Source organism: Paenibacillus sp. FJAT-27812, assembly GCF_001273905.1.
In the GTDB taxonomy this organism is placed as follows: domain Bacteria; phylum Bacillota; class Bacilli; order Paenibacillales; family Paenibacillaceae; genus Pristimantibacillus.
Genome location: NZ_LIGH01000001.1, coordinates 5,046,259 through 5,070,092, shown reverse-complemented (window position 1 = coordinate 5,070,092; position 23,834 = coordinate 5,046,259). Strand labels below are relative to the sequence as shown.

Annotated in this window: 25 protein-coding genes and 3 tRNA genes; 11 read left to right on the top strand and 17 right to left on the bottom strand. The window is 43.1% G+C overall.

The window, feature by feature from the left end:
- Positions 1 to 27 precede the first annotated feature (27 nt).
- The 3 genes from ADU23_RS21150 to ADU23_RS21135 all read right to left on the bottom strand — a co-directional run bounded on the left by ADU23_RS21150 (position 28) and on the right by ADU23_RS21135 (position 5,310).
- The gene (locus ADU23_RS21150; RefSeq protein ID WP_053375550.1) at positions 28 to 1,995 is read right to left on the bottom strand and encodes a Z1 domain-containing protein; all 1,968 of its coding nucleotides are present in this window, start codon (positions 1,993 to 1,995) and stop codon (positions 28 to 30) included.
- 2 nt (positions 1,996 to 1,997) lie between these two features.
- Positions 1,998 to 2,945, bottom strand: a complete 948-nt coding sequence (locus ADU23_RS21145) for a restriction endonuclease PLD domain-containing protein (RefSeq protein WP_053375549.1) — start codon at positions 2,943 to 2,945, stop codon at positions 1,998 to 2,000.
- Positions 2,946 to 3,333: 388 nt separating this feature from the next.
- Positions 3,334 to 5,310 carry an outer membrane protein assembly factor BamB family protein gene (locus ADU23_RS21135; protein ID WP_053375547.1) on the bottom strand — a complete coding sequence of 659 codons (1,977 nt, stop codon included), beginning with the start codon at positions 5,308 to 5,310 and terminating at the stop codon, positions 3,334 to 3,336.
- 314 nt (positions 5,311 to 5,624) lie between these two features.
- Between ADU23_RS21135 and ADU23_RS21130 the strand changes: the two genes are divergently transcribed.
- The 8 genes from ADU23_RS21130 to ADU23_RS32890 all read left to right on the top strand — a co-directional run bounded on the left by ADU23_RS21130 (position 5,625) and on the right by ADU23_RS32890 (position 8,676).
- A complete protein-coding gene (locus ADU23_RS21130; RefSeq protein WP_231637502.1) occupies positions 5,625 to 5,969 on the top strand; it encodes a helix-turn-helix domain-containing protein in 345 nt (114 codons plus the stop codon).
- Between the two features lie 130 nt (positions 5,970 to 6,099).
- Positions 6,100 to 6,258, top strand: a complete 159-nt coding sequence (gene sda / locus ADU23_RS32265; RefSeq protein WP_082311167.1) for a sporulation histidine kinase inhibitor Sda — start codon at positions 6,100 to 6,102, stop codon at positions 6,256 to 6,258.
- A 6-nt stretch (positions 6,259 to 6,264) separates the two neighbouring features.
- On the top strand, positions 6,265 to 6,651 hold the full coding sequence (locus tag ADU23_RS21125; RefSeq protein WP_053375546.1) for a hypothetical protein: 387 nt from the start codon (positions 6,265 to 6,267) through the stop codon (positions 6,649 to 6,651).
- A 107-nt stretch (positions 6,652 to 6,758) separates the two neighbouring features.
- Positions 6,759 to 6,977, top strand: a complete 219-nt coding sequence (locus ADU23_RS31820) for a hypothetical protein (RefSeq protein ID WP_063846075.1) — start codon at positions 6,759 to 6,761, stop codon at positions 6,975 to 6,977.
- A gap of 213 nt (positions 6,978 to 7,190) precedes the next feature.
- Positions 7,191 to 7,385, top strand: a complete 195-nt coding sequence (locus tag ADU23_RS21115; RefSeq protein ID WP_053375544.1) for a hypothetical protein — start codon at positions 7,191 to 7,193, stop codon at positions 7,383 to 7,385.
- A 94-nt stretch (positions 7,386 to 7,479) separates the two neighbouring features.
- Positions 7,480 to 8,079, top strand: coding sequence for a JAB domain-containing protein (locus ADU23_RS21110; RefSeq protein ID WP_053375543.1), 600 nt, complete (start codon positions 7,480 to 7,482; stop codon positions 8,077 to 8,079).
- A 162-nt stretch (positions 8,080 to 8,241) separates the two neighbouring features.
- Positions 8,242 to 8,394, top strand: coding sequence for a hypothetical protein (locus ADU23_RS33280; RefSeq protein WP_197286095.1), 153 nt, complete (start codon positions 8,242 to 8,244; stop codon positions 8,392 to 8,394).
- 105 nt (positions 8,395 to 8,499) lie between these two features.
- The gene (locus tag ADU23_RS32890; protein WP_157265895.1) at positions 8,500 to 8,676 is read left to right on the top strand and encodes a hypothetical protein; all 177 of its coding nucleotides are present in this window, start codon (positions 8,500 to 8,502) and stop codon (positions 8,674 to 8,676) included.
- A gap of 436 nt (positions 8,677 to 9,112) precedes the next feature.
- On the opposite strand, the gene ADU23_RS21100 is transcribed toward ADU23_RS32890, so the two are convergent.
- The 5 genes from ADU23_RS21100 to ADU23_RS21075 all read right to left on the bottom strand — a co-directional run bounded on the left by ADU23_RS21100 (position 9,113) and on the right by ADU23_RS21075 (position 13,742).
- Entirely contained in the window at positions 9,113 to 9,541 is a 429-nt protein-coding gene (locus ADU23_RS21100) for a helix-turn-helix domain-containing protein (RefSeq protein WP_053375541.1), read from the bottom strand.
- A gap of 830 nt (positions 9,542 to 10,371) precedes the next feature.
- On the bottom strand, positions 10,372 to 11,292 hold the full coding sequence (locus tag ADU23_RS21090; RefSeq protein WP_053375539.1) for a DUF4268 domain-containing protein: 921 nt from the start codon (positions 11,290 to 11,292) through the stop codon (positions 10,372 to 10,374).
- Positions 11,289 to 12,419, bottom strand: coding sequence for a PD-(D/E)XK nuclease family protein (locus ADU23_RS21085; protein WP_053375538.1), 1,131 nt, complete (start codon positions 12,417 to 12,419; stop codon positions 11,289 to 11,291). Before ADU23_RS21085 ends, ADU23_RS21090 begins: the two co-directional genes overlap by 4 nt.
- Positions 12,420 to 12,649: 230 nt before the next feature.
- Entirely contained in the window at positions 12,650 to 13,228 is a 579-nt protein-coding gene (locus ADU23_RS21080) for a hypothetical protein (protein WP_053375537.1), read from the bottom strand.
- Between the two features lie 34 nt (positions 13,229 to 13,262).
- Entirely contained in the window at positions 13,263 to 13,742 is a 480-nt protein-coding gene (locus tag ADU23_RS21075) for a hypothetical protein (protein WP_053375536.1), read from the bottom strand.
- A 164-nt stretch (positions 13,743 to 13,906) separates the two neighbouring features.
- Between ADU23_RS21075 and ADU23_RS21070 the strand changes: the two genes are divergently transcribed.
- The gene (locus ADU23_RS21070; protein ID WP_053375535.1) at positions 13,907 to 14,719 is read left to right on the top strand and encodes a helix-turn-helix transcriptional regulator; all 813 of its coding nucleotides are present in this window, start codon (positions 13,907 to 13,909) and stop codon (positions 14,717 to 14,719) included.
- Between the two features lie 630 nt (positions 14,720 to 15,349).
- The gene (locus tag ADU23_RS21065) at positions 15,350 to 16,426 is read left to right on the top strand and encodes a hypothetical protein (protein ID WP_053375534.1); all 1,077 of its coding nucleotides are present in this window, start codon (positions 15,350 to 15,352) and stop codon (positions 16,424 to 16,426) included.
- 108 nt (positions 16,427 to 16,534) lie between these two features.
- On the opposite strand, the gene ADU23_RS21060 is transcribed toward ADU23_RS21065, so the two are convergent.
- The 7 genes from ADU23_RS21060 to ADU23_RS21030 all read right to left on the bottom strand — a co-directional run bounded on the left by ADU23_RS21060 (position 16,535) and on the right by ADU23_RS21030 (position 20,364).
- Positions 16,535 to 17,401 carry a hypothetical protein gene (locus ADU23_RS21060; protein WP_053375533.1) on the bottom strand — a complete coding sequence of 289 codons (867 nt, stop codon included), beginning with the start codon at positions 17,399 to 17,401 and terminating at the stop codon, positions 16,535 to 16,537.
- 12 nt (positions 17,402 to 17,413) lie between these two features.
- Positions 17,414 to 17,665 (bottom strand): DUF7669 domain-containing protein, encoded by a 252-nt coding sequence (locus tag ADU23_RS34310; RefSeq protein WP_053375532.1) that lies wholly within the window; start codon positions 17,663 to 17,665, stop codon positions 17,414 to 17,416.
- Between the two features lie 263 nt (positions 17,666 to 17,928).
- Complete coding sequence (locus ADU23_RS21050; protein WP_053375531.1) at positions 17,929 to 18,816, bottom strand: hypothetical protein; 888 nt, start codon at positions 18,814 to 18,816, stop codon at positions 17,929 to 17,931.
- Positions 18,817 to 18,947: 131 nt separating this feature from the next.
- Positions 18,948 to 19,889: a tyrosine-type recombinase/integrase gene (locus ADU23_RS21045; protein WP_063846073.1), complete on the bottom strand. Its 942-nt coding sequence runs from the start codon at positions 19,887 to 19,889 to the stop codon at positions 18,948 to 18,950.
- 177 nt (positions 19,890 to 20,066) lie between these two features.
- Positions 20,067 to 20,152: transfer RNA gene (locus tag ADU23_RS21040), tRNA-Leu, on the bottom strand.
- Between the two features lie 21 nt (positions 20,153 to 20,173).
- Positions 20,174 to 20,250: transfer RNA gene (locus tag ADU23_RS21035), tRNA-Ile, on the bottom strand.
- Positions 20,251 to 20,287: 37 nt separating this feature from the next.
- Positions 20,288 to 20,364 (bottom strand) — tRNA-Met (locus tag ADU23_RS21030).
- 461 nt (positions 20,365 to 20,825) lie between these two features.
- Between ADU23_RS21030 and ADU23_RS21025 the strand changes: the two genes are divergently transcribed.
- Complete coding sequence (locus ADU23_RS21025; RefSeq protein WP_053375530.1) at positions 20,826 to 21,338, top strand: 2'-5' RNA ligase family protein; 513 nt, start codon at positions 20,826 to 20,828, stop codon at positions 21,336 to 21,338.
- Positions 21,339 to 21,416: 78 nt separating this feature from the next.
- On the opposite strand, the gene ADU23_RS21020 is transcribed toward ADU23_RS21025, so the two are convergent.
- A complete protein-coding gene (locus ADU23_RS21020; protein ID WP_053375529.1) occupies positions 21,417 to 22,931 on the bottom strand; it encodes an ABC transporter substrate-binding protein in 1,515 nt (504 codons plus the stop codon).
- A gap of 4 nt (positions 22,932 to 22,935) precedes the next feature.
- Positions 22,936 to 23,826: an ABC transporter ATP-binding protein gene (locus tag ADU23_RS21015; RefSeq protein ID WP_053377752.1), complete on the bottom strand. Its 891-nt coding sequence runs from the start codon at positions 23,824 to 23,826 to the stop codon at positions 22,936 to 22,938.
- Between the last annotated feature and the right edge of the window lie 8 nt (positions 23,827 to 23,834).

The following is a 23,834-nucleotide window of genomic DNA, read 5'->3' as shown; positions in this document are numbered from 1 at the left end:
AGTTGTCCCAGCCTCTAGCCAAGACATCTAGAGTACAGTGAACATAAAGAATTTCTTGCCATCAGGGAATCTTAAGTTAGGAACCCAGAACGGCTGTCCATCCCAGTCCTCCTCAACTCTACCATTAAATCTGTACATGGTTAAGGTTGGGCCAGATGGGTCAAAACGGTCCGAGCCGCCAGAGAGCAATGCTCGATAACCTTTGCTAATGTTAGTACTCCTTACCTCAATAAATCCACGGTTATGGAACATTTCCTTCATATTCCTCATGCAAGTCCTTATTGCTTCATCGTCCCATGAACCTCCCCCAGTCTCATCAGATGCAGTTAGGTTTAGGACATCTAAAAGCATATCAATTGGAACTTGCATGACTTGTCCCGCGCCCATAAAGGGTAACAACATTCGATCCAACGTCTCTACATTTTTCACCATCGGGGAATACGGGAAATATCTCTTCCCAGGCATGTAGAAGGCTAGGGCATCAACATATACCACACTCGTGCGAGTCGCTCGTAATAACGAATGTGTTGTTCTAGACAATACAATGGCTTGCATTTCAGTCGGATCAATTTGGCGTGTCATTGTCCAAAGTTGCTTATGCGAATCATGTACACCTTTGAAAATATCCAATAACGAACTTGAAATGTAAAACCGCATAACATCCATATCATTCTTTCGGTACCCATACATTCTAGAGTGTTGCAAGATAGTATCAACCTGTGGTGATTTACTTGTTCTGCCATAATAAGTTACCAGAAGCCTTTTAATAGTTACACCACGGCCCAGTCGATTACCACCAATCAATATATTAAACGGTGAACTATATGTTGCTGATCTTGAACCTGAAATAAGTAGCTGAATGCTTGTACTATTTATGCACTCTGCAATCTCTTGAATGACTTCCTGGTAAGGCTGCGGATTTGGATTGGTAAGCCTCATATCGTCGAAAGCTTCTCGTAAATATTCTATTACAAGAGCACTATCTTGAGATGTTGGGTTCGACATAGCACGAGTAAGCCTAGTTACAAAGCTGTTTACGATACGTTCTATCCTCCTGTGAGGATCTTGGCGTTGACTAACATGACAAACAAATGAGAACGCGGTGCCTTCTCCATTTATCAATTTAGATGCAGCTGCAACGAAGAATGAGCATAAAGCCTTTCTAAGTCCTGTTGGAACCGCTTCCCAAGTCTCCTCTGCATCTAATGTATCAGATGAGAGAATGTTGTCGACCTCATTATCTGGAAATAGTCTCATTGGTGATAGTTGCTGCTCAGCTTCAAAAAAAGCTTCGCCGCCTACGTATCCGTCCCCAGGCTCGAATGTTACTGTAAATTGAGGAGCAAAGTCACTCTCCGAATGTTGCAGAAATAGGGATTGTGGAGTCGCAGTTACTTGAACATATACATGCTTTTCGAAATAGCCCCTTATATTTACAATAGCCTCATTAACACCGCTTAAGTCATCTGTGTCATTATTTAGTAAAGTGTTAAGACTAGCTTGATCCGCTTCATCGTCAAAGATAATGGGGCGAATTTCATTTGAACAGTGCGTTTCTATAAAGTCAATGAGTGATTGGAGTATATAAGTATTCTTAGTGGCCATCAGCACTAAACCGCCTGTTTGAAGTGCTGTTTGTATTCTTTCTGGATGTGCCATCATCCACTGGTCCTTACCTAAGGTCTGCATCCCAGGCAAAGACTGATTGATTCTGTCGAGTGTTTGATCATATAACCACACGTTATCAGATGTAAGTATTATAAACAGTCGGAAGCCATTGTCCGATGCTAAAGCAGTGGACATTAGCATATTGTTTGTTTTTCCGCTTTGAATCTGTCCAAATAGTAATCCGTGACGAGTTGGGTCACTAAGAGTTCCAACCTTCTCAATCAGCCTAAAAGCGTTACTCTTAATTTTAACAACTTCTGTTTGGATCAATCCGTCATGTCGTAAAATCCTCGATAATCTTGCAACCTTTGAACCATCTAAGATCATTTCTATCTCCTTCTTTGACTAAAGTCCATATAGTATGTGTCATCGTTCATTTTATATATGGTTATCGAATCTCTTCCATATTGATCAAGGTGCTCTTTCTCCACTTTCTCACCAAGCGGGACCCCAATTCGTCTTCTAAAGTACTTACCGAGTATGCTATTGTCATGATTTGTGTGGATTGCTTTTCTTCCTTGCTGGGCAACTGCACATACAAAACTTTCACCATCATCAGTTATTATAGTAAACTCAACAGCCAAATCAGGAAAAAAATCAGGATTGTCCCTATGTATATCACTTGAGATTGGAATGTAAGCTTGATTAGGCTCCCTACCATCCCGTTGCCCCCAATTCAAAGCACTTCTACCATGCACCTGGTCATCTCTTTTTTGCGTTAATCTAAGCACAACACTTGGACATCCGCTAACCGCTGCACCTATCGCCGATGTATCAATGTCTGAAACTTCAGGCTCCCTCTGATACTGCATTTGGAAGTGTTCAAATACATCTTCGTCAGTACAATCTTTCAGCAAATGATCCTCAGGGAAAGATTGCAATATTTCTCCTGGATCTGCCGATACCATAAGTTCCTGATAATCTCTGAATCCATGCCATGTTAAATTGGAAGAACCCGCATAGGCTATATCTAAATCACCATTCTCCCCTTCCCACAATACAGCTTTTGTATGTATTGGCGGCGATGCATTATAATAGCGAACTCGTAATCTGCCAGTATTCTGGACTAGATTGACATATTCATTATGGTCCCAAATAGTGATTGGTTGTTGTTTTACCATACCCAAGATCAAGTCGATGGACATTCTTTCATATGTATATAAAAGATGATGAACAAAAGCAGACGATCCATATCCCGTTAAAACACGAAAGTTCATCCTGCCTTCTTCATATGGGGTTTTAATGACTTGAGAATAAATATGCGGCCATTGCGGCATCGTGTTTTCCTCCCACTAGTTTTTCTATATTTACTTATAATCAATATCTCTCACAGGGTTAATTGGGTTACCAAAATCAAATGGTTGTGAATAATACACCTTCTCGCAATCAGCACATTGAACATCACACAAACGATTGTATATGAGCTTATCCTGCTTAGTTAAATGGGCAGGAGGCTCTTCAACACCGATAACAAACAATATTCCTCCACAATCCTTGCACCTGAGCATATACTTGTTGCTCCCCCATAAAAGTCTTGGGCCTAAATCACTATACAACATCAGATAATGCTGTGCAGTTCTTAATGTCAATCAGCCTTGGTCCTAACATTCGACATTAATACAAGAATTCCCTGCATTCTAGAAAAAGAAAAGCGCCTCATGGGCGCTAATCCGTTCTTGTCATCGTTACATTCATTAATGCATCAAAGAACTCCATGCTTCCACCGTCATCGCCAATGGTAAGCTGAACATTCACACCACCCGCATCTAATTCCAGGTAGCTTTCCTCCAGATAATTTATCTCAAAATCGACACTAGTGGAAATCTGACCATCTTTGAAATAATCAATTATCCCGTTAGACTCGACACCGAATAATAATTGGATGCAGAAAGTACTATTTTCATCGCACCATTTACCCTTAAATCCATCAATCAAGCTTGTTTCAGCCAAATCATCTGCAACTTGGCTACTGGCTGATCTTTCAAGAGTATATTTATTGTTTCCCTCTTCATAAGTAAGGCCGTCTCCTTCGAGAACTAGCTTCACAGTTGCTCGATCCTGATCATCATTTCCGACTCGCAATATAACGCTACTAGCACCAGATTGAATATAGCCAAAGTTATTAGGATACTCTTCTCCCATACTGTAATAGGTAATAACACCGCTATTATCGTCGGTAAAGGAGATATCAAAGGCCAATTCATCCGAACCAGGTGTACTCCACTTGCCTGCGAACTGACTTATATCATTATTAGGAGCAGCTTTTTCATCTGTCTTAGCGGTTGCCGTCTTTTGTTTACTACCAACAGCATGAAGAATCGACTCATGACCATTCACAATGGTAAAGTACAAGGAACCATCTGAACCAATTATTCCTGTTTGAAGTAATTTATAGTACGGGGGTTCAGTAAATGAAACAATCGTTTTGTCCTTACCGCTCTTATCAAATGCTTTCATCATAGAGAAGTTATAAGAATCATTGATGCCAATAAGAAGTGTTCCTTCTGAATCAATTAATGGGTCAGTAAATGTAACATCACGACCAGGTTTATGTGCGTACTCCCATAGCTTTGTCCCGTTATCTCTTATGGCGTATACAGTTCCAAACCTAGTTGCGAAATATAATACATTTTCATCTGATATTGAAATATTCGTCGTATCATTTTGTGGTTCTGGAATTCGAAATATATACTTGTGTTGTCCGTTTGGTTTAATCGAAACCAAATATGATGGTCCAACTGGATCATTTGTAATAACATACACCGTTCCATCTGGACCTATAGTCGGTGAGGAATTTATTCCTTTAATAGGAATATACCATTTCTCCGTGCCTTCTGAAGTGATAGCAAAGAATCCTCCAACCTTATCCGTTTTCCTTTTTCCGCTAATATATATCGTTCCGTCTTTTGCTATTGCAGGGGAGTCGACCGATCCTGCAAACGTCCAGATGACGCTGCCATCCTTTGGGTTTATTGCGAAAAGTCCTTCTGATGAGGTTAAGTATAAAGTTCCGTTATCGCCAATAGATGGTGATGATTCCCTAGCGGTTTTAGATAATGTTGGGGTCTTCCACATTAATGTTCCATCCGCATTGATTGCGTAGAGTGATCTATCACCGTTACTAACATAAATTGTACCGTCTGTGCTTATTGATGGAGTGAAAAATTGACCTACCAAACCAGATGATGATACATACTCATAAACCCATTTTATTGAACCGTCTCTGTTAATCGCGGTAATATTTTTACCTGCATTATAGATAACTCCGTCACGACCGATCACTATATTCATAAACTCGTCAGGTTTACCTTTTAAGTTCCAAATAGGTGCCTCGATATCCGCAAGCTTAAAACGGGATACACCTGCCCAATTAGATATGGTTGGCTGAATCGCCTGCTTATCATATCCTCCTGAAGCATACCCATTACCTTGAATGAACTCAGGTACAATACTTGAAGACTCCGTACTTGTTGGTGGAATTTCATCAACTGATTCTATGACGGCTTTACTAACATTTGATTCCACTATATTAGTAGGTGAAGCGGTTTGTGGAATTTCTGACAGTGCCTCTTGATCATTTGAAGTGCATCCAACCAATAAAATTAATATGAGTAGTGCCGCGACTGTTACCCTGTGTCTCATTAATTCTGTTCTCTCCCTCTCGATTATACGTTCACAAATCAATGCCAGATAAACGCGAAAATATTTCATATAGCAGAATTGAAACTGTTATAAAATTCTGTGGAATGGTATGTATAGTAGTTTGCTGTCGAAATTCCTAACTCGCCCCCCCCCCTCCTCCACAGGGATGGTAGTGCTTCCAGACTACATTCAGTATTCATATAGTATATATATCACATTTGTTACTTATATGCTATAATATCGGGTCGTTAATATCAATGTGCTGTCGATGCTCCATTAACTCTAAGCTATCGTTTTGCTTAGAGGTGAGAGTTATGAATAGTCGCACTATGAAGATAGTAGGAGAACGAATAAGATCATTGCGTGAGCAGCGAAAATGGAGCCAGATGAAGCTTGGTGAACTAGCAGAATTGCATTACACATACATAGGGCGAATTGAGCGTGGTGAGAATAATGTCACGATGAAAAGCATTGAGAAGGTAGCCGCCGCGCTTGAAGTACCGTTCGAAGAGCTCTTCCGATTCATTCAGCCTCTGGAGAAGGGACGGGATGAATACTACTTATCCCTGCTTGTGTCAAAGTTCCAAGGTAGAAGCGTTGCCGATCAAAAGAGAGCTTACGAAATGCTCAGCTACATGCTTGATTGGAAAGACGAGTAAAAAGGATTCATTAAAAGAGGACCTGTTCACTCCTTATTGGAGTGAATGGGTCTTTTTTGCGTTCATCAGCGTGACAGAGAACAATAAGGGAGCCTTTGAGATGAAGCTCCAATGAGAGGAGGTGAAATACATGAATGATAAAAGAGATTCTATGCAGGAAGTGAGCTCAGAGCTATTGTGTGAAACGTATTGGACAGCATTGCAGCTCGGACTGGATCAGGGATTCGTTGAAATGCTTAAAGCGGAGTTAGCGCGGCGGGGCATCGACATTAATAATGAATCGGAGTGAAGAAGCATGATCAAGCAACTTTTGGTTACCAAATACATTGAGCATGTCCAGTATCAGCTTTATAAAACAAAGGTGCTCTACTTAGCTACATTCAATGACTACAAAGGAACCATTATTGAACAGGACGTATTGATTGATGCTTATGGCATTCTCGTGATCATCAGTGAAGGGCAGGAACAAATCCAGTATGATAGTGGTCCACTATCCGCTCAAGGATACCAGGTTAACTGGCTATTCCATCACATTCACAGACTGGGTTTGAACGAGCTTGCTGAGATACGGGAGGTAATATGGCGAGAATATGATTGTTGGTGTTTTAACCAATATAGTGATCCGTTTGGTCGGATTGCGGCACAAAAGCTTAGAAAACAATTAAAGAAACTGCTTCACTAAGGGCTTCTGTTTAATACCTGGAAAAAGGTATTAGTGGGAGCCCTTTTTTCGTTTGACAGTGAACCCAATACAGGCCGAGTGAGATAAGGCTACAAGGAGGGATAGACATGAAAGATTTTCAGAATAAGCTGCACGAGGCATCCACGGCTCTGATTCTGTTAAGCAGAGAATTTGAGCGATTGGAAGCAGACCACAGTGACATTATTGCAAAAGACTATCCTTTTGGCGTTTGCCTAATAGAAATTGTACATGGAATGCTGGAGTGGCAAGAAACAATCAATAATCATATGGAGGCGATTAAGCGTGGAGAAACGGCAAATAGCTGACGAGATGACCACTCTTCTCCGTCAGTTGGTAATGCAAAATCAGTTGGTTATGGCAGCTCGCGTCTTGGGAGTGTACTTTCAGCGTGTATGGAAAATCGACGAGGAACTATCTAATCAGTATATTCGCGGCTACTTCGCTAAGTACTATCCAAAGCAGTTGGAACAGCATCTTAAGCGTCAAAATTAAGCCAGTTAAGGAAAGGGTGATACTCAATGATTAAACAGTTGCGAGAGCGTAAAGAGGCTCTACAAAGCGTCAGGAAACGTTTGGATGGAAAGGCATCGCTCAGAACCCATGAGGGAAGGCAATATATTCGTTGCCTGGCAATGCTCGTAAGTACGGAAATGCAGATTGAAGGAGTTCATGGCAAAGAAAAAGACCGTACTCGCAATACGGTCTCACAGTAAAACCTATTCGATTCAATAATAACCCAATACCTATACCCATTCAAGGGGAGGCCGCCGTGCCTCTCCTATTTCAATTTCTTGGAGGTAATCCACAGTGAACATATACTCTATTAAAACAGCCTTAGCTGATGCCCTTTGCGTGAAAGAAGATAGCACCATCATTCAAGAGCTATTTACTCGCTTTGTAACGCCATATGAACTGCTTGATGCTAATGAGTTGGAACTTACCTGCATCAAAGGTGTTGGCCCAGCGAAGGCTCGTCAGATCGTTTCTACGCTTAAGTTGGCAAGAGCGTTGAATACGCCGCGTGAAGCTCCCTACGTAATAAGGAAGCCTGAAGACATCTTCCAGTTGATGCGCTTTACGATTGGTCACCTTATGCACGAGGAATTTTGGATTCTGCCGCTGAACACCAAGAATCATGTCATTTGCAAGGAGAGAATCAGTGTCGGAACGCTGAATAGTGCAATAGTTCATCCTCGTGAAGTATATCGATCATTGATCCAGAGAGCTGCGGCAAGTTATATTGCCGTCCATTCACACCCCTCTGGAGACTGCACCGCTTCCCACGAAGATATTCAGTTAACGAAACGCTTAGCAGAAGCTGGGGAACTTTTAGGTATAGAGCTTCTTGATCACGTTATCGTTTCAACCGATAGTTACTGCTCACTCAAAGAGCGAGGTTTGATGTAAGTATCAACTAGAGGAGTCGGCCAAAATGACTGGCTCCTTCTTATTAGCACTAGGCCTTCGGCTGCGTCGTTGGGCTCGCTTCGCTCGCATGTTCGTGCATATTTTATCAATCGAACTTATCACATACCTAAATCCAAACCAATTTCGTGGAGGAATGTTACTATGACTAATGCAGCTGCAATCGGATACGCACTTCTCACAGCTAAGAAAATGGGAATGAACCATGAGGAGCTTAAGCGCCTCGAAGCCATTATGTACAGCTATCTTGATCTCGTTACAGAGGAGGAGGCCGAAGAAGCATACCGTAGGAATTAATAGAATAATAGTGTGGAGCCAGTCCATTAGTGATTGGCTCTTCTTAAGTCCCGCATAAATGTATGGTACTATAGTAAACACAGCATACAGAGAGGATTGAGTCGCATGACCAAAGCAGTATACATCGCACAATTACCAAAGCAGGAGCAAGAAGAAATTGCCGCGAAGCTTAAGGCAATACTGGTTGCAGAAGGTCTTTCAGAAATAGAGGTTTTCCGAGCTGTTAAGGATGCGATGGACAGCAAGATTGCTGACGTTATTCATCTATTCGACGATAAATGATGCAATGGGGATGGAGCCAGCCGCATTGGTTGGCTCTTTTCTATTACCTCTCGTTCATAAGCGATCGAACGCTAAATCTGTAATTAGGATCAGAAAGTCTCCTAGCCATAAGGTCCATAGAAAGCTCATTCGTATAGGTAGGGGAATCACTGGTGGTTCGCTTATTCTTAAGGTTCTCGTACAGATTAATCATATGGGCATTTGCGGCCTTCTGACTATCCGAACAAGTGCTCAGTTCGCTCTCACGAATCAAAGCCTCTATTAGATCATCATAATTATGCATTGTTATCATCGTCTCCTTCATAATCGTCATCGGCCTCAAAGCCTAAAACGAACTCTGGCCAGTATTGCTCGTCTTGCTCGATCAATTCAATAGTGCTATTCATGCATGTTGCCCCCTGTATCAGCTAGTGTAGTAATTCCCGCCGCAGACAGATTACAATACCGTATCCCATAAATCAGGATCATCTTTAAGTTCTGCTTTCCAATATGCTCTTTGTTCTTCAATGTCCATTTCAGAATATTCTTTTTCGGTACTGAGTCTATCCACCAATTGGCCCTCGGAGAACCACATCTCATACAAGTAAGCCTCGAATTCTTTCCAGCGGTTCTTCATAATCAGCCGTTCCCCTCGTTCAATTAGGCTGATCGTAGAAGCTGGTAATCGGACAATCTTTCCGAGCTGCTCCTGGCTAAGCCCATCATGAATCCTTTTCAATTTGATTTGCTTATGAAGAGGAAGTTGCTCAGGGAAGAGCATTAAATCTCTCCTGGCATAATAGATGCTCATTATATCATTGGGATCATGGACATAATCGCTGCGAAAGCCGAATTCCTTATAATATCTTAAATCAGGTGTATACATTTCATCAGTCCTTTATGGTTATCGTGCCTCCCCTCTGGTGTAAGGAAGGGAGGCTATATAGAAGGAGAACACGGTAAGGGAAACAGTAGGGAACCCTTATCGTTCTGATTCGAACGTAACCCTTAGAGCTGGAAGATGCAATACAAAATACTAAATAATTTGGTAAATCATTTGCTACAGATTTACCATTTCAGTTCCCCCTGCTACACCAACTAACACCTAAAAAATTGCCACCCTCTTGATATTACTGGGGTTTTGGGCTCTCATGGTCGAATTCTCAAACAAGGGTATGGGGCATCCTTGCTGGGGGGCCAAGCACAAAATCAGTAATCACGTATAATCATGGTTGATTAGAAACCGATTGCAGCCGACAAATTTGCTAAGTGCAGGCTGCAAGGTTCCGTGATATGATCGTCTCAAATCAATACGAAAGGTGAATGGTGGTAATGAGAAAGGAATTGGAGAGGGAAACGGAATTCAGAACATATCTTCAGGGAGTAACAAGAAATGTTGCTGTGCAGCGAGATAATATCTCTAGATGTCGAACAGTGAGTGAACACGAGGGATCAATATTTAATCATTATTACCAGGATGAAGGGAGACTGCTCCTAGATAGACTTTCATACGGTTCTTCTGATGAACGGTCTGGCGCTAAACAACGGCATTCCATTCCTATTGATGGTAATATTCGTACAGGGACAGCCTCATACAAAACTGCTGTGAATCGATACTTCGACTTCCTAAAGCAACAGAATTGAAGGTGATCTTCGCGGCCAAACAACTCAAGAGCGAAAATTAACAAAGGGACGGTTTTCCCGTCCCTCCAGCAACTATAGGTATTTCGTAAATGTATCCTTGAAAGCAATCAGAGTCCTTATTCCCCAATCGATCATTGAACCTTCACTGGTTGCATCCATATATGCTGCTATTCGGCACGCTCTCTTATCGTCCAATCTTTCCCAAGACAACTCACCGAGTACAGTGACTATTTCTGGTTTGTACTCGCTCAACTCATCGAACTTAGCCTTGTTCAATTCCTTGTCATTCATATCAATGTAAAACTCACATGAGAATCGATTTCCGCTACGGAATGTGACCGTATAGCTAAATCCTGTCTTGCCAGAGCTGAAGCTAAACCAACTATCATAACCAACCGACTTGGCATTCGTAAAATGAGGTTTGCGCTGCTTAAGTTCTGCCAGGAACTTAGTGAAGTACTCATGATAGTACATTTGCTTCGGAGTCTTTGCCCCGCTTCCACCAGACACAATCGCCTTCTGTGCTTTTCCCCATTCATTAGGTGAAGCCTTCACTTTGAGTAATGGCGCGGGTAATGAACCATCTATGGTAATGGCTTGTATCTCTACTGCAAAGAAGTGAGTATCTTCATTGGATACCTGGTTAAGCCAGTCAATTGCTTTTCGATGTTCTTCCCTGACTTCTCTCGATATCCAGATGATGATCTTGGCATCAGCACCAGATGCATAAGTAATTAATTGCCCCAAATGCGAATGATCCGTTGCTTCCAATTGGTTCTCGATAACTACTGAATGTCCCGTATTAACTTCCCTAGCATAAATATCAAGAGAGAAAGAACCGATCCCATGCTCAGTGGTTATTAACTCAATATCCATTCCGAGCTCAGCACCTAATGTATCAAGGTTTTCCGCGAGCCAAGGTGTAAAGTCCCTAGCTTCATTCACCCATACAGAACGAATATCATCTATGTACGACACTTGTCCCAGCTTCATACAGTAACACTGCTCTCTTTTGATTTCCAATCGAATTCTGGATGTTGCTGCTTCAATGAGTAAAGTTCTGTCAAATGGGTAATAAAATACGCCTGAATAGCCTCAATATGATCCTCTGCTGACAAGAAATCCAAAAGACTCTTTTCGCAATAGATGTTAGCCCAAGCTGTGTTGTCATCCAAATCCTCAGAAAACCAACCCTCATTGCTCTCAACAAACTCCTTCATTGCCGCAATCATATCCACACGTTTCGGACATTTTGGATTCACTTCAAACATGATGCAAACGGAAGTGTATTCATCATCCGTAATATAAAATCCAAAGTTAATGACACTAAAGTTACCCTGATCATTTTGCTTCATGTAACGGTAATACTCTTTTAACTGGGCAAATCGATTAGTCCAACCAGTTGATCTATTAAATAGATTGGATACCGTCTCTTCAACCTTGCCTTCTAGACAGCCATCCATCATTCTAATCAAGCGTTCCATGTGCTGAATTGCATATATATCTTGTGGTACAAACCGTCTGCTGTCGTTCAACTGCATCTCCTCCATATACTCCAGTAATAAATCAATGAGTTCGCTTCTATGGCGCTTTAGCCAATTGTATATTTGAAACCATCTAACTTGGTGAAATGAGGTGGCCGCCCCACTACTAATAATGTCTTTCTTCTGCTTGGGATCGTGTAGCTTCGTTATGTATACAAGATGTGTCTGACAACCATCAGTCTCATAACTTCTTAGATGGTCGGCATATCGCTTAAGTTGCTGATCTCCTTCTCCTGTACCTAGTTTGTTTTCGATACATAAAACATGAGGTTGTCCGCCATCCGAAAATCGAATAAGCAAATCAGGCCTACTATCGGTTAAATGATCCACTTGCTTGTTATATGTTTTCTGTGTTGTTACCTCACGGATATTCGTTGTTCCCACTTTAATATCGGTCAGTGTATTCAGAAAATCATGCAGCAGTTCTTCCTTATTCAGCACCTGAGCAAAAATCTCAGTAAGGTAATCCTCTAGCTGATTTCTATCTGAACGGCTGAGCAGATGATACAGTTGCTTGAACAGTGAACTCAGATGATATCCCCCCACTCGCTCGTAATATAAGTAAATATCCTCCATCCATATTGGTTCCACAGAGTGCAACAAAATTCCTTTGTACGATCCTTAATAAAGTTCATACTATAGAAAAAAGCCACCTCTACTGGCGGCTCGTAGTTCTCCGTCAATGTATGTGGCCGATGATAAAATGACAAGCCTACACATTATAGTCGCTACCAAAACTGTGTATAAACCGAATCCTTAGCTAGAATCATTTCCTTTGATAATCGTCTAATCACGGTAATCTCCCCCTATCGCAGTAGCTTTTCAAGAAAGCTCCTTTTGCTTCCCTCTTCCGTCTCAACTACCTGATGATCAACTGCTTGCTCAAGCGCTGCCTTCACCTCTTCCTCAGCAGTTTCCTCGACGGAGGGCATGCGTTTCAGAGTGATGAAGTCCTTTCCAGCTTTTGCAACCTGCCAGCCAAGTTCGACCAGATGCTCGTCAAAGTAATTTCGCGCCTCAATCGTACTAACCACTTGCTTTGCAATTCTGCCGCCGATCTCTTCGCAATGGGAAGACGTATTGGATATCGTCACTTCACTTACTTCATCCGATTGATGGTTTAGATGCTCTTGGATTCTGCTAATGACCGTAGCCTTATCCACTGAACCAATCTTCGCCCTCGGTTTGGGTGCAGCTGTCAGCGTTTCAACAGTATGGATGGGAATCCATTTTCCATCGTGTGCGATATTCCGTCCCTCAGTTGTAATGATCTCCATCTCATGAATAACAGGAACATCTTTAATGCTAGCTTGTTGGAAGTCTTTAAGTAATAACTCGCAAAAGAACACGCCGCTTTCTCGAACCATTGCATAAAATGTACCCATCAATATTAACCCTCCCAAGTTTGATTGATAATCTCTACTCTGTTGCATCGATCTCAGATTGATTACCATCCACATCAACAACTGTCATCAGGCCGTCCATACATCCGTTCTTCCAGATGCCTTTGACGTAACCCCCATCTTTAACATAGAAGATTCCCTCCCCATGTGGACGGCAATGATACATGCTGCCCTCATACCGATGACCATTCGGAAACGTCAGTGTACCCTCGCCGCACGGAACGATGCCTTCAAATACATAACTTTGTGTGAATAAAATTTTCATCTGACGTGCAGGGACACCATCTTCGCACCAAAACTGTACGATTCCGCCAACCATGAACAGCGTGACAGTCCCGTGTGGCTTACCATTCCGAATAACACCATCGAGCTTAGCGAAACCATGCTCTTTGACTTCCTCGGCAATCGACTCCAGGTACTTTTCCAGATGTTCATACTCCAGAAAGGCCCAGTCCATTGCTATAGCGTTCCAATTCAGATTCAACGACAACTTCATTCCTTATCTACTCCTCTCTTGTGATGGACTAATACTACCATACTCTACTTTCTTTTGTCCATATTAATATTGACATAAATTTATTATCAATATTTATTATAAAAATATTGATTGTATTTATATTGTCCAAACAAATGTGGTATAATAATGAAAGAGGTGATTTTATGTATGGTCGGGAGATAAAGCACGATGAACTTATCGAGCTGATGTCTAAGGATAATGCCCAAAAGCTTAAGTGGATTAGGGAGAAGCTGGATGAGATATATAGGAAAGAATTCACGAAGAAGAGAGTAGCCGAACAAGTCGACGGCATCTCTTACCAAACCCTTTATTTCCTTGAGGAGCGCGGCAAAGAACCAAGAATGGATACCATTCGGAAGTTAGCCCAGCATTACAATGTGCCACTGGACATCTTTGAAAAGGATAAGCCAGTACAGCCCTTCTTTCTTGGAAGAAGGGCAGATGAACAGCGTTGGATCGAAGAACAGAATGAAGCGTTTATGAATGGGAGAGATATATCGGAGGTCGATTATGACAAAGAAGACAATGATGAGCTTCCCGATTACATCGAACCAGAATTTGCTTCCGATGAATTCAGCATCGAAGTAGACATGAAAATATTTGTGGGAAATGACAGTAATCCCACAATGGCATATTTACTACAAGAACGGACAGCAATTGATGAGGAAGATATTGAAGACATTAGGAAGCAGATCAGCCAACTCATTCGCCTTCTCGGTCGCAAGCACTTGCAGATAAAGGCGAAGGAAGCTGCAATGAAGGAACTTAAACAAAAGAAATCTACTCCAGAGGAAGCGCTCGCCTCCATCCAAAGTTATATAGCAAGCGGTAAGTTAGCAGATGATCAAGCCAGATTTAAGGAGCGAATGAATACTCGCCTTCGACGTTCTGTACTAAGCAAAAACATAAAGACGGTTATCGCTAAGGATATGGACGAGGATGAAGGTGCGCATTAATTAGATTTGCCGTTTATGTGAACCTGTTCATTCGTGGACAGATTCAAATCTTGTTGTGGCGCTAACTTGCGCAGATCACGGTAAGAATTTGAAGCAACTGATGCGTAGAAATTAGCACGCAGTCAAACCTCCCCCTCCGATGCATTCAACTTTCGAAAGCATCTGAGCAATCAGAATCATTATTGCAGTAACGTAACGAGGCATCCGCAACAAGATTCTATCCAGAACCGATAAGCGAGTGCATACACCGTATTATTCATGCACATCTTTGCATACAACCAGTTACAACCATGTACTAAAGCAACTTAATCAGCAGAAAGCTTCGACCGTTACAATCCATGCATGAAAGAATCGGAATCAGTATCCTAGAACCGCAGATATGATGCATGAATAGTAACCCCCCTTAAAATGCAGGTTATTATATAATAGCGGATACAGCAGACAGTTAGAAATACTACTATCCTGCAAACTAAGGGGGGTAGGGTGACAAAGTCACGAATCAGCACTCAGTAGACAGTATCAATGATGCTGATGACTGGCGGTCTACTAGAACGTATCTTTAGTGGAATACAAACTATGGATGCAGCAGAAGGTAGCAGATTAGCACTATGAGAAGGAGAGTTACAATACATGGATACAGTTACATTGAATCATGAGCAGTACCTTAGCTTTACTGGATGGAGCGAAAGTCACTGCATGAAGCAGACAGTTAGTACACGCAGACAGAGACTTGAGGATATGGGAGCAGATGTCGTTACTGTAGATGGTAAAGGTAAGGGTGCTATTTACACCATACGCATTCCCGCTGGATTCTACCGCATGTTATTAGTAGATGTGATGCGTTATAGTCCCGTAGGTGCAGAGTACATTGACATGATAATGAGTGGCCGAGACATTGTGCATTGCAGTGAAGGTAGCTATGTAAAGTTCAGTGTTGAACTGTATACCGAACTGGCTGCTAAGTACGGGCTTGAGTACAAGGCTGTAGAAGCTACCTGCACTCGCATCCGTAACTTTCTGCATAACAATGGATACATAGTGTCGGACTCACCTACAAAAACGCACCGAGTGAAAAGATCGAAGCTTGTCGGTGGAAGATTCGTCGATGAGTGGGTGATTGGTGACGAAGCCGTAGCGAATGATCAAAAAGCTCGTGACATATGGATAAGTTTCTTTAAGCAGAAGCTGGATGCATACCGCGAGATTGATCCAGATGCCAATTCCATACCACACAAACTTATTGGACACGAAATGAAGCAACTGTACAGCTTTGGTATGAAGGATAAGTTGAATGTCGAATACTACCGTGTTGCAAAGAAGACTCAGGCCACCGAAGCACTCCTTGCTGACATTAATTACACACGGGATACCTTCCTTAGGACATTGGATTTGGGCGCTGTTCTTACTGTACTTCGCGATCGCCAGTCAGAGTATCGTATACGCAAGCAGGAACAAAGGGAACAAGCCCAGAAGAACGAAGTAGAAATCGAAGCGACCCAACCGACAAAAGATGAACTAGAGGAATTACGGCAACGTATGAAGCTCATAGAGCTACAGAAGGAATCGAATTGCCCACCTGCAACTGAAGAACAAAAGCAACAGTTGGCAACCATTATCGACGAACTCTTTCCGCTAATTGAAATTGAGAATGAACATACAAGGGAATACGCAGGGGGCACGCCCGCTTCACCCCGTCACTCGGTGTGAGCCGTCCCTCGGCTTGTCAGCCAAGGAGGGGTGGATAAGTGGTATAAGCCGCCAGTCAAGGCTGAACGCTTCGCAGCCTTTACTGGTTTACCACTTGTTCATGATTCTTCAAGATAATTGCCGCTGAATCAAATCCTTTGCCCATTTCACTACTTCGTCATTACCTTCAATGACGAACTCTTGCCCTCTGCCTACCGACTGCAACGTACAATGATTATCACGTAGTTCCCAGACTGGCCTCCCCGACTTACTGTATAAGTCCTCATGATAGCTCATTCTAGTCCCCATGCTTGGATGAAAGAAGTGCGGCAGTTTCCATACGGATCGTTTTCGCTGTCCCTCTAGGGTTAGAACCAAAGAATCATCGTATTTGAACGTACCACATCCTGGTATGGAATTGTTAAATGACAATGATAGTGCGGCAATATATGCAGTATTCATATCCCTGTCTCGATACAAGTAATGAGGATGAGGCAACTTCCAGCTATCGTAATGTCCTACTTTATCGATTGGCTCAATCTCTCCTACCTGCATATAGCCCCAAATGACATGTCTATGGGTCCCATTAACGTATTTATACCCAGCCGCCGTCCTGACAGCATCCTTGAACCATCCAAAGAATAAGAACAAATCTCCGATCTGAATGTTCTTTCTGGCTAGATGAGACTGAGCCGCGCTTGACTGAACGAATATCCCTCTCCATTCAGGATGCTTCCTTTGCATTACTGAAGCATTGATATCTGGGTCGAGATGTACGTATGTACCGTTGGAGTACTTCTTAATTCCAAGCTGCTCCATCAGATCGAGGTATGTATGATTCTGGTCAACCCTTAAATCGGAGTAGCCTACACCTGAATTCACTTCCTCATCTTCGGGGATAGGAAAAGAGATTAATCTTCCTGAATCAACAAGATGCGGGCTTGGATATCCCCCAGCAGATGAATCGAATCCTTTCCTGCTCAGTATAATCTTCATGATTGCCTTCTCCTATAGGTTTATGACCTTGTATTCGCCTTTGCCAAGAGCTTCGTAATCGTTGTATGTAACAGCATGATGGTCCTTGGCATTACTGCAACACCTGGAAGTGATATGAGTCCTTATCGTCGATTCAGTATATATCGTATTGTTCCTCTTCATATACTCAATTGCTTCCTTAGACGTAAACCGATTATCTCCCTTGGCTCTAATAATCGATCTGGTTGCCAGCAATAGCTCTTCCCTACAGCTCCCCTTACTCATCCTGTATCCCTCCAGTCACATTTCCCCTATCGTATCATGAACTGCCTCTGTCAGAATAGTAAGCGGCTATAGTGTTTAAATGTTGTTTGTCCAGTAGAGTCTATGAATTCATTTCCCCATTGACCATCCATTGTTTTCATTTTTTGGACAGGCTACAATCTGTTCAAGAGGTGAGCATGATGTTGAAGAAGGAATTACTGGATCAGGCCGAGGCGTGTGGAATAGATGGTCCTTGTGAATCGCAAATCACCAATATTAATCGTCTACAGGTTATTATGGACTGTATCCCCTGGATCGGAGTCACCTAACTCTGTTTCGCCTAGCATTCGGCGCATTTCATTGACAACGCTTCGTCTTACAGGAAACCTTACTCTTCTTTTATATAAATGGATTACAATAGGTAACGCAGAATCTCCTATCTGATATCTGAGTAATGTTCCAAGAGCGGTACCAGTTGAACTTCGAACAGTGATATTTTCAACAGGTAAAAAATCATGGATCCTGAATATTTCGATCCAGGCAGAACCTAGACTGATTATGTGTTTCACCAAGTGATTCCTAGAAATCTCGCAAACAGCCTCAAAAGCCATTTTCGTTGTTTTGGCTTTCAACAACCACGGTTGAACTGATCTCAAGTCATTGTAATTTTTTGAATGGTAAGGAATGTATTCCATGGTATTAATAAGGTCAAACGAGAGATTTACGTCGAATTTTGCCTCCCGATACCTCGTACGCCTCCATCTACATCCATCACATGACAGATTATGCAGAATACACGATTGATCGCAAATATTTCTTTTGCTTGGTATTACAAGCTTTGTTTTATCTAACCGCCCGCACTCCTGAAGAAAATCTTTTCGTCGCCAACTAGTGTATCGGGAGATTGTGTTCTTGTTAATGGCTGTAGAATATTGGGCTTGATCCTTTACCCCACCTGGATTCATTAATAACAAAAGTAAGTCTTTTGTCATGTCTTCCTCGAAGGGTCCATAAAAAGGTTCTGGGTACAAGAAATCCGACTGTAACATTTCCTCTTTGAGCTCGGCAGTATATTCTCCATCGATTTCTCTAAGCACATCTAATGGTTTATCTCCTGAATAAACTCTTCGCCATTCATTTACTAAGTGCTGTACTGTTGGATTAATACCCATTTATAAACCTCCGATCTATTCCACTTTTTTTTACAATTGTGAAGTTTCAAAAGAGAAAATACAATAGCTTACACGTAAAAAATAAAAGCACCTTGGCTTGTTTCAAGCCAAAAAGTGCTTCTAAGCATGCATTACTTTATTTTACCTACCCTCACCTTTTGCTGTATCAGTCGATTCAACGGGGATGCTGTATTATGTTGCTCACGCACATCTGTATCTGAAAGCCGTACATATCGTTTGGTCATGGTCATATCCACATGACCCAGCATCTGTTGCAATCCAAATGCATTACCGCCGCCGCGCAGAAACACAATGGAAAATGCATGACGCAACGCATAGGGCCATAAGTGCGTCCCTAGCTTCTTGCAGTACATTTCAACACGGTCGCCCCATGTATGCCTATTCAGTGGTCTACCCTCATTTGTACAGAATATAGGCGCTTTTCCGCTCCACTCCTTAGGACGAACAGACAGCAATTCTTGAATTGCCTCAACTGTCATTGGAGATAATGGTAAAGTACGAGATACACGAGTTTTAGCTTTAGCTGCATCGACACGCATTTCTCTGGCTCGCGGGTGGAAATCCCCCTCATCCAAGCTGAATGCTTCCTTGGGTCTAATCCCACAGTCGAGGAATAGCAAGAATAAAGTATAATCCCTTAACCCAGCAAAGGTCTCACGGTTCGGAAGAGCTATAAGACGGGCAAGCGTTTCTTCATCGACACTGACATGCCTTCCTTCATCCTTGCGCTTCTTGAAGCCATTCAAGGGGTTATCGGATAGCATGCCATGCTCCACGCACCAGTTCAAGAACGTACGCAGGTATACGAGTCGATTATTGTAAGTCGCGGGCTTAATCCCCTCTTGTCCAAGATGATCTACTACAGCCTGTTCCAATAGATCGTATGAATCCTTAGCATCAGGATAGCGCTTAAACAATAAGTTAACATGTGTCGTGTAGTCCAGTATAGTCTGATCGCTAATCCCATTCGCTTTTTTCCAGGTAATGAATCGATCCAGTGCCTCTTCCATTGTCGCAGGTGCTCTCTTTACCTTGTTCATCCTTACCGCCATAATTAAAAAATCCTCCTTCGCCTTCACCTGTATTTGGGATACAGATAGTGCGAAAAAGGATCTCACGTGATGAGTCCTGTGCGGCTAGCAGAGCCACAATCTGGTACACAGGATTCATCATTTTTTATGGTTTTTAGGATTGCTACTGTCAAAGGAAAACCCTTATGTAAGTAGGTATGCCGAGGACGGGAATCGAACCCGTACGGTGGTCACCCACCGCAGGATTTTAAGTCCTGTGCGTCTGCCAGTTCCGCCACCCCGGCATAATGAGAAGGTTTTGCTAATGGTGGGCCCTGAGGGACTCGAACCCCCGACCAATCGGTTATGAGCCGACCGCTCTAACCAACTGAGCTAAGGGCCCTCGAAAAACGTATATTTCAACGTAATAATCGAAAGGTTGGTTGCGGGGGCAGGATTTGAACCTGCGGCCTTCGGGTTATGAGCCCGACGAGCTACCGGGCTGCTCCACCCCGCGACGTATATCCATTTGAGCAAAGCTTCTTGAAATGGCGACATAAAATAATATACTATATGGGGATGTTTTAAGTCAAGCAAAATATTCTAATTTATTTTTGTTTCTTTTTTTAAGGAATAAATCTAACGCCAAACCGCCCTTTGCGGGATCTAAAAACTTCTACCTCACTCGGGCATTCATAGCCGTAAACCCACCAATCATTTTCCATTCTTCTAACTAGGCAACCAGCTTGAAACTTCGTTTCGTATAGGCGAACCCAGTACACCCATCTCATGCGAATCCCCCCACTGTTTTTATAGGATAAGCAGCGTATTTGCCACAACAACAAAGGTTGTAGCCATTAGAATACCCATAAATTCGGATAATACAAGCATGCATCACTTAATCCTTCCCTCGGGCTTCTTATATTTCGATCAAATCGGGTATACTCAAATTAGGTCATTATGAAGGAGCTGATAGCCATGTTATATGGAATAGTCGTTTTCCCGGAGAAACATGTGCAAGATATCGCTAATAGCTGGCGCAGACGCCATGATCCGCATTACGCAGCAATCCCTGCTCATCTAACGGTTAGAGACGCAGAGGAATGGACGGAAGAGCAGCTGCAGCTTGCTGTTGCTCATTTAGAGCAGGTCACTTCAAAGCTGCCCGCATTCTCTATCCATTTGAACCGGGTGTCTACCTTCTATCCCGTTAATCATGTTCTCTATCTAGCGCTTCAAGACACAGATGCCATGCAGAAGCTCCAAGAGCAAGTATGCAGCGGTCCATTGATAACGAACGAAGGAAAGTACGTTTATACGCCGCATGTCACGATCGGGCAAGAGCTCTCCGCTGATGAGCTTCACGATCTTTATGGCAACCTTCGCATGCAGTCGATCGACCTCGCCTCCAAAATCGACCGCGTTCACTTGTTATACCAGACCGATAACGGCTCCTGGACCGCTTATCAATCGTTTCTGTTAAGAGGATAGACTAAATATCTATCTGGATAAGAAAAAGCCCGCAAACGACGCTCAGGTCGGTTGCGGGCTTTTTACGGTATTAATAAATTATCCTCTCGGCATCACTTCAATAGAAGGGCCGCCACCGGTAGCTTCTCCGGTCGGATTGTTTTTGATTTTTTCGAGCACAGCATTTCCTCGAGTTTCCCACTCGGCAAGTGCTTCTTTTGCTGTCTTCGTCTTTTTGATTACTTCTTGGAACAGTTCGTAGCCAGGCTGTTGCGCTTCCCAAACGCCTGGTTTTGTACGATAAATTTGATCAGCATCCGAGCTAGTCGGCGGCAGCGGCTTAAGCGTAGTGAAAGCATTCATGTTGTATTGCAAGCCGCCGATTGGCGTCAAAAACTCTTTGCGTGCAACCATCTCATAAAGGCTTCTCGACTTCAGCTTCGCCCATTCTTTGCTGTTTGAAAATTTAATAAAGTCCCAAGCGTCTTTATCATTTTGGGCTTTGCTGTTAATCCCCATCAGTTGGCTAAGCGAGATGCTTCCGCCTACATCAGGATCATTAGGGTGTACAGGAACGGTTACGACATCCCAATCAACAGGCTCAAAGTCTTTGATTTTAGAAGCGTTGTCCGCTGCTTTTTTGAGTTCGTTAATGTAGCCGTAGTCACCGATTGTCATCGCAACTTTGCCTTTGATGAACAAATCACCATAGAAAGGGTCATTTCCGCCTTCAGCGCTTTGCTTCTCGTACATCTTGTTAATGAATTCCTGTGTCGGAACAACCTCTTCTTGGTAAAGCGATGCTACCGTATTCCACACGCCTTCCCATTGGTCGCTGTTAACAAGCATTTTTTCTGCTTTGTCATCCCACATTTTCAATTGCAGCGCTTGGCTGTAGACTTGTGTGTCGTTAAAGCCATCTGACGGCCAGCGGTTAAACGAGAATCCAAATTTGCGGTCTTCTCCCTCGCCTTTGGCTACTTGACGCGCAAGGTTAAGAATGTCTGCCCATTGCATCTTGTCTGTTGGCGGAGTAACACCTGCCTCAGTGAACATCTTTTTATTATAATAAAGTGCAGAAGAGTTGAACGTAGGCGTTAACGCGTAAAGGTTGCCGTCGCCTGCCGCTTTAATTCCGTCAATAACGGTTGGAACATAATCGCTCAAATCAAATTTGTCTTGCGTAACAAGCGGATCCAGCGGCTGAAGCAGGTTATCCTGCGTCAATCTGCGAAGCATATTGTAGTCAAGCACGACCACGTCTACCGGATTTGTGCCGCTCAGCATTTCCTTCATCTTCTCGTAAGGATCAGGCTGCGCCGCAGGCTTGGATTGATCTTGCTGCTCAAAACGTTGATCATCATAGTTGATTGCGCCTACGATTTCAAACGTGATGTTAGGATGCGACATCTCATACATATCCGTGTACTGCTGGCGGAAATAAGGCTCGTTATCCGATCCGCCGTAAAGTACGCCAATCCGCAATACCCGCTTCTCTGCCGACTCATTAGAGCCGCCGCTGCATGCGGCAAGCAAGCCGATAAGCAAGGCAAGCGTTAGGCTTACCAAAGTAAATTTTCGAATCCGCATGCCTGATAACCGTTGTTTGTTCATTTGATTAACCCCCCAATGATTTAGGCGGCGTAATAATAATCCGCTCACCGTCAAATTCCATAGTTGCTTTGTCTTTAATGTTTAAGGCGGATAAATACTCCTTCGGCACTTGTAACCGTCCAACTCGATCTACAACGACATAGGCTTCATGGACAGATTGAAGTCCACTTGCAGCAGCCGGAAGCTCTGCCTCACCTCCATCAAGATTGATGTTCGGATTTCGTTTAATAAACTCCGTGCTCGTTAACCCGTCGCGAATGGCTACGACGCGGTCTACCTTGCCAGCAAGCGTCAAGTCATGCGTAACGATCACGATCGTAATGCCGATCTCGCGGTTCAGCCTGCGGAAAATACCCATAATTAAATCTGAGGTTGCCGTATCGACGGAACCGGTAGGTTCATCAGCGAGCAGAAGCCTTGGACGGTTCGACAGCGAGATCGCGATGGCAACCCTTTGCTGCTCCCCGCCTGATAGCTGATGGAGCTTGTTATGCATGCGCTCCTTCAAGCCGACCCATTCAAGCAGCTGCTTCGCATAAGGCCGATCAACTTTCCCCGATAACATCATCGGCATTTCTACGTTTTCAAGCGCGGAGAGGTAAGGCAGCAGGTTCCGGGCATTATTTTGCCAAATAAAACCTACTGTTTCCCGCTTATACTTCACGAGATCCTCTTCCGTAATCTTAAGCAAATCCCATGGGCCTACATGCACCTGCCCGGCAGAAGGGCGGTCAAGACCGCCCAGCGTGTTCAGCAGCGTCGATTTGCCGCTGCCGCTGTTGCCGATGATAGCCATAAGCTCGCCTTCGTTTACTTTCAAATTCAAGCCTTGCAAGGCGACGACCTCTAGATCGTCTGTTTTGTAAATTTTCACCAGACCTTCGCAATCGATCATCGCTGTTG

Bases quoted from the DNA above. Each gene is read 5' to 3' on its own strand.
- ADU23_RS21150 (WP_053375550.1), bottom strand. From the start codon at position 1,995: ATGATCTTAGATGGTTCAAAGGTTGCAAGATTATCGAGGATTTTACGA.
- ADU23_RS21050 (WP_053375531.1), bottom strand. From the start codon at position 18,816: ATGGGTATTAATCCAACAGTACAGCACTTAGTAAATGAATGGCGAAGA.
- ADU23_RS33280 (WP_197286095.1), top strand. From the start codon at position 8,242: ATGACTAATGCAGCTGCAATCGGATACGCACTTCTCACAGCTAAGAAA.
- ADU23_RS34310 (WP_053375532.1), bottom strand. From the start codon at position 17,665: ATGAGTAAGGGGAGCTGTAGGGAAGAGCTATTGCTGGCAACCAGATCG.
- ADU23_RS21075 (WP_053375536.1), bottom strand. From the start codon at position 13,742: ATGAAGTTGTCGTTGAATCTGAATTGGAACGCTATAGCAATGGACTGG.
- ADU23_RS21080 (WP_053375537.1), bottom strand. From the start codon at position 13,228: ATGGGTACATTTTATGCAATGGTTCGAGAAAGCGGCGTGTTCTTTTGC.
- ADU23_RS21060 (WP_053375533.1), bottom strand. From the start codon at position 17,401: ATGAAGATTATACTGAGCAGGAAAGGATTCGATTCATCTGCTGGGGGA.
- ADU23_RS21065 (WP_053375534.1), top strand. From the start codon at position 15,350: ATGGATACAGTTACATTGAATCATGAGCAGTACCTTAGCTTTACTGGA.
- ADU23_RS21100 (WP_053375541.1), bottom strand. From the start codon at position 9,541: ATGTATACACCTGATTTAAGATATTATAAGGAATTCGGCTTTCGCAGC.
- ADU23_RS31820 (WP_063846075.1), top strand. From the start codon at position 6,759: ATGAAAGATTTTCAGAATAAGCTGCACGAGGCATCCACGGCTCTGATT.
- ADU23_RS21135 (WP_053375547.1), bottom strand. From the start codon at position 5,310: ATGAGACACAGGGTAACAGTCGCGGCACTACTCATATTAATTTTATTG.
- ADU23_RS21090 (WP_053375539.1), bottom strand. From the start codon at position 11,292: ATGAAGCTGGGACAAGTGTCGTACATAGATGATATTCGTTCTGTATGG.
- ADU23_RS21085 (WP_053375538.1), bottom strand. From the start codon at position 12,419: ATGGAGGATATTTACTTATATTACGAGCGAGTGGGGGGATATCATCTG.
- ADU23_RS21070 (WP_053375535.1), top strand. From the start codon at position 13,907: ATGTATGGTCGGGAGATAAAGCACGATGAACTTATCGAGCTGATGTCT.
- ADU23_RS21045 (WP_063846073.1), bottom strand. From the start codon at position 19,889: ATGGCGGTAAGGATGAACAAGGTAAAGAGAGCACCTGCGACAATGGAA.
- ADU23_RS32890 (WP_157265895.1), top strand. From the start codon at position 8,500: ATGACCAAAGCAGTATACATCGCACAATTACCAAAGCAGGAGCAAGAA.
- ADU23_RS21130 (WP_231637502.1), top strand. From the start codon at position 5,625: ATGAATAGTCGCACTATGAAGATAGTAGGAGAACGAATAAGATCATTG.
- ADU23_RS21145 (WP_053375549.1), bottom strand. From the start codon at position 2,945: ATGCCGCAATGGCCGCATATTTATTCTCAAGTCATTAAAACCCCATAT.
- sda (WP_082311167.1), top strand. From the start codon at position 6,100: ATGAATGATAAAAGAGATTCTATGCAGGAAGTGAGCTCAGAGCTATTG.
- ADU23_RS21115 (WP_053375544.1), top strand. From the start codon at position 7,191: ATGATTAAACAGTTGCGAGAGCGTAAAGAGGCTCTACAAAGCGTCAGG.
- ADU23_RS21125 (WP_053375546.1), top strand. From the start codon at position 6,265: ATGATCAAGCAACTTTTGGTTACCAAATACATTGAGCATGTCCAGTAT.
- ADU23_RS21020 (WP_053375529.1), bottom strand. From the start codon at position 22,931: ATGAACAAACAACGGTTATCAGGCATGCGGATTCGAAAATTTACTTTG.
- ADU23_RS21025 (WP_053375530.1), top strand. From the start codon at position 20,826: ATGTTATATGGAATAGTCGTTTTCCCGGAGAAACATGTGCAAGATATC.
- ADU23_RS21015 (WP_053377752.1), bottom strand. From the start codon at position 23,826: ATGATCGATTGCGAAGGTCTGGTGAAAATTTACAAAACAGACGATCTA.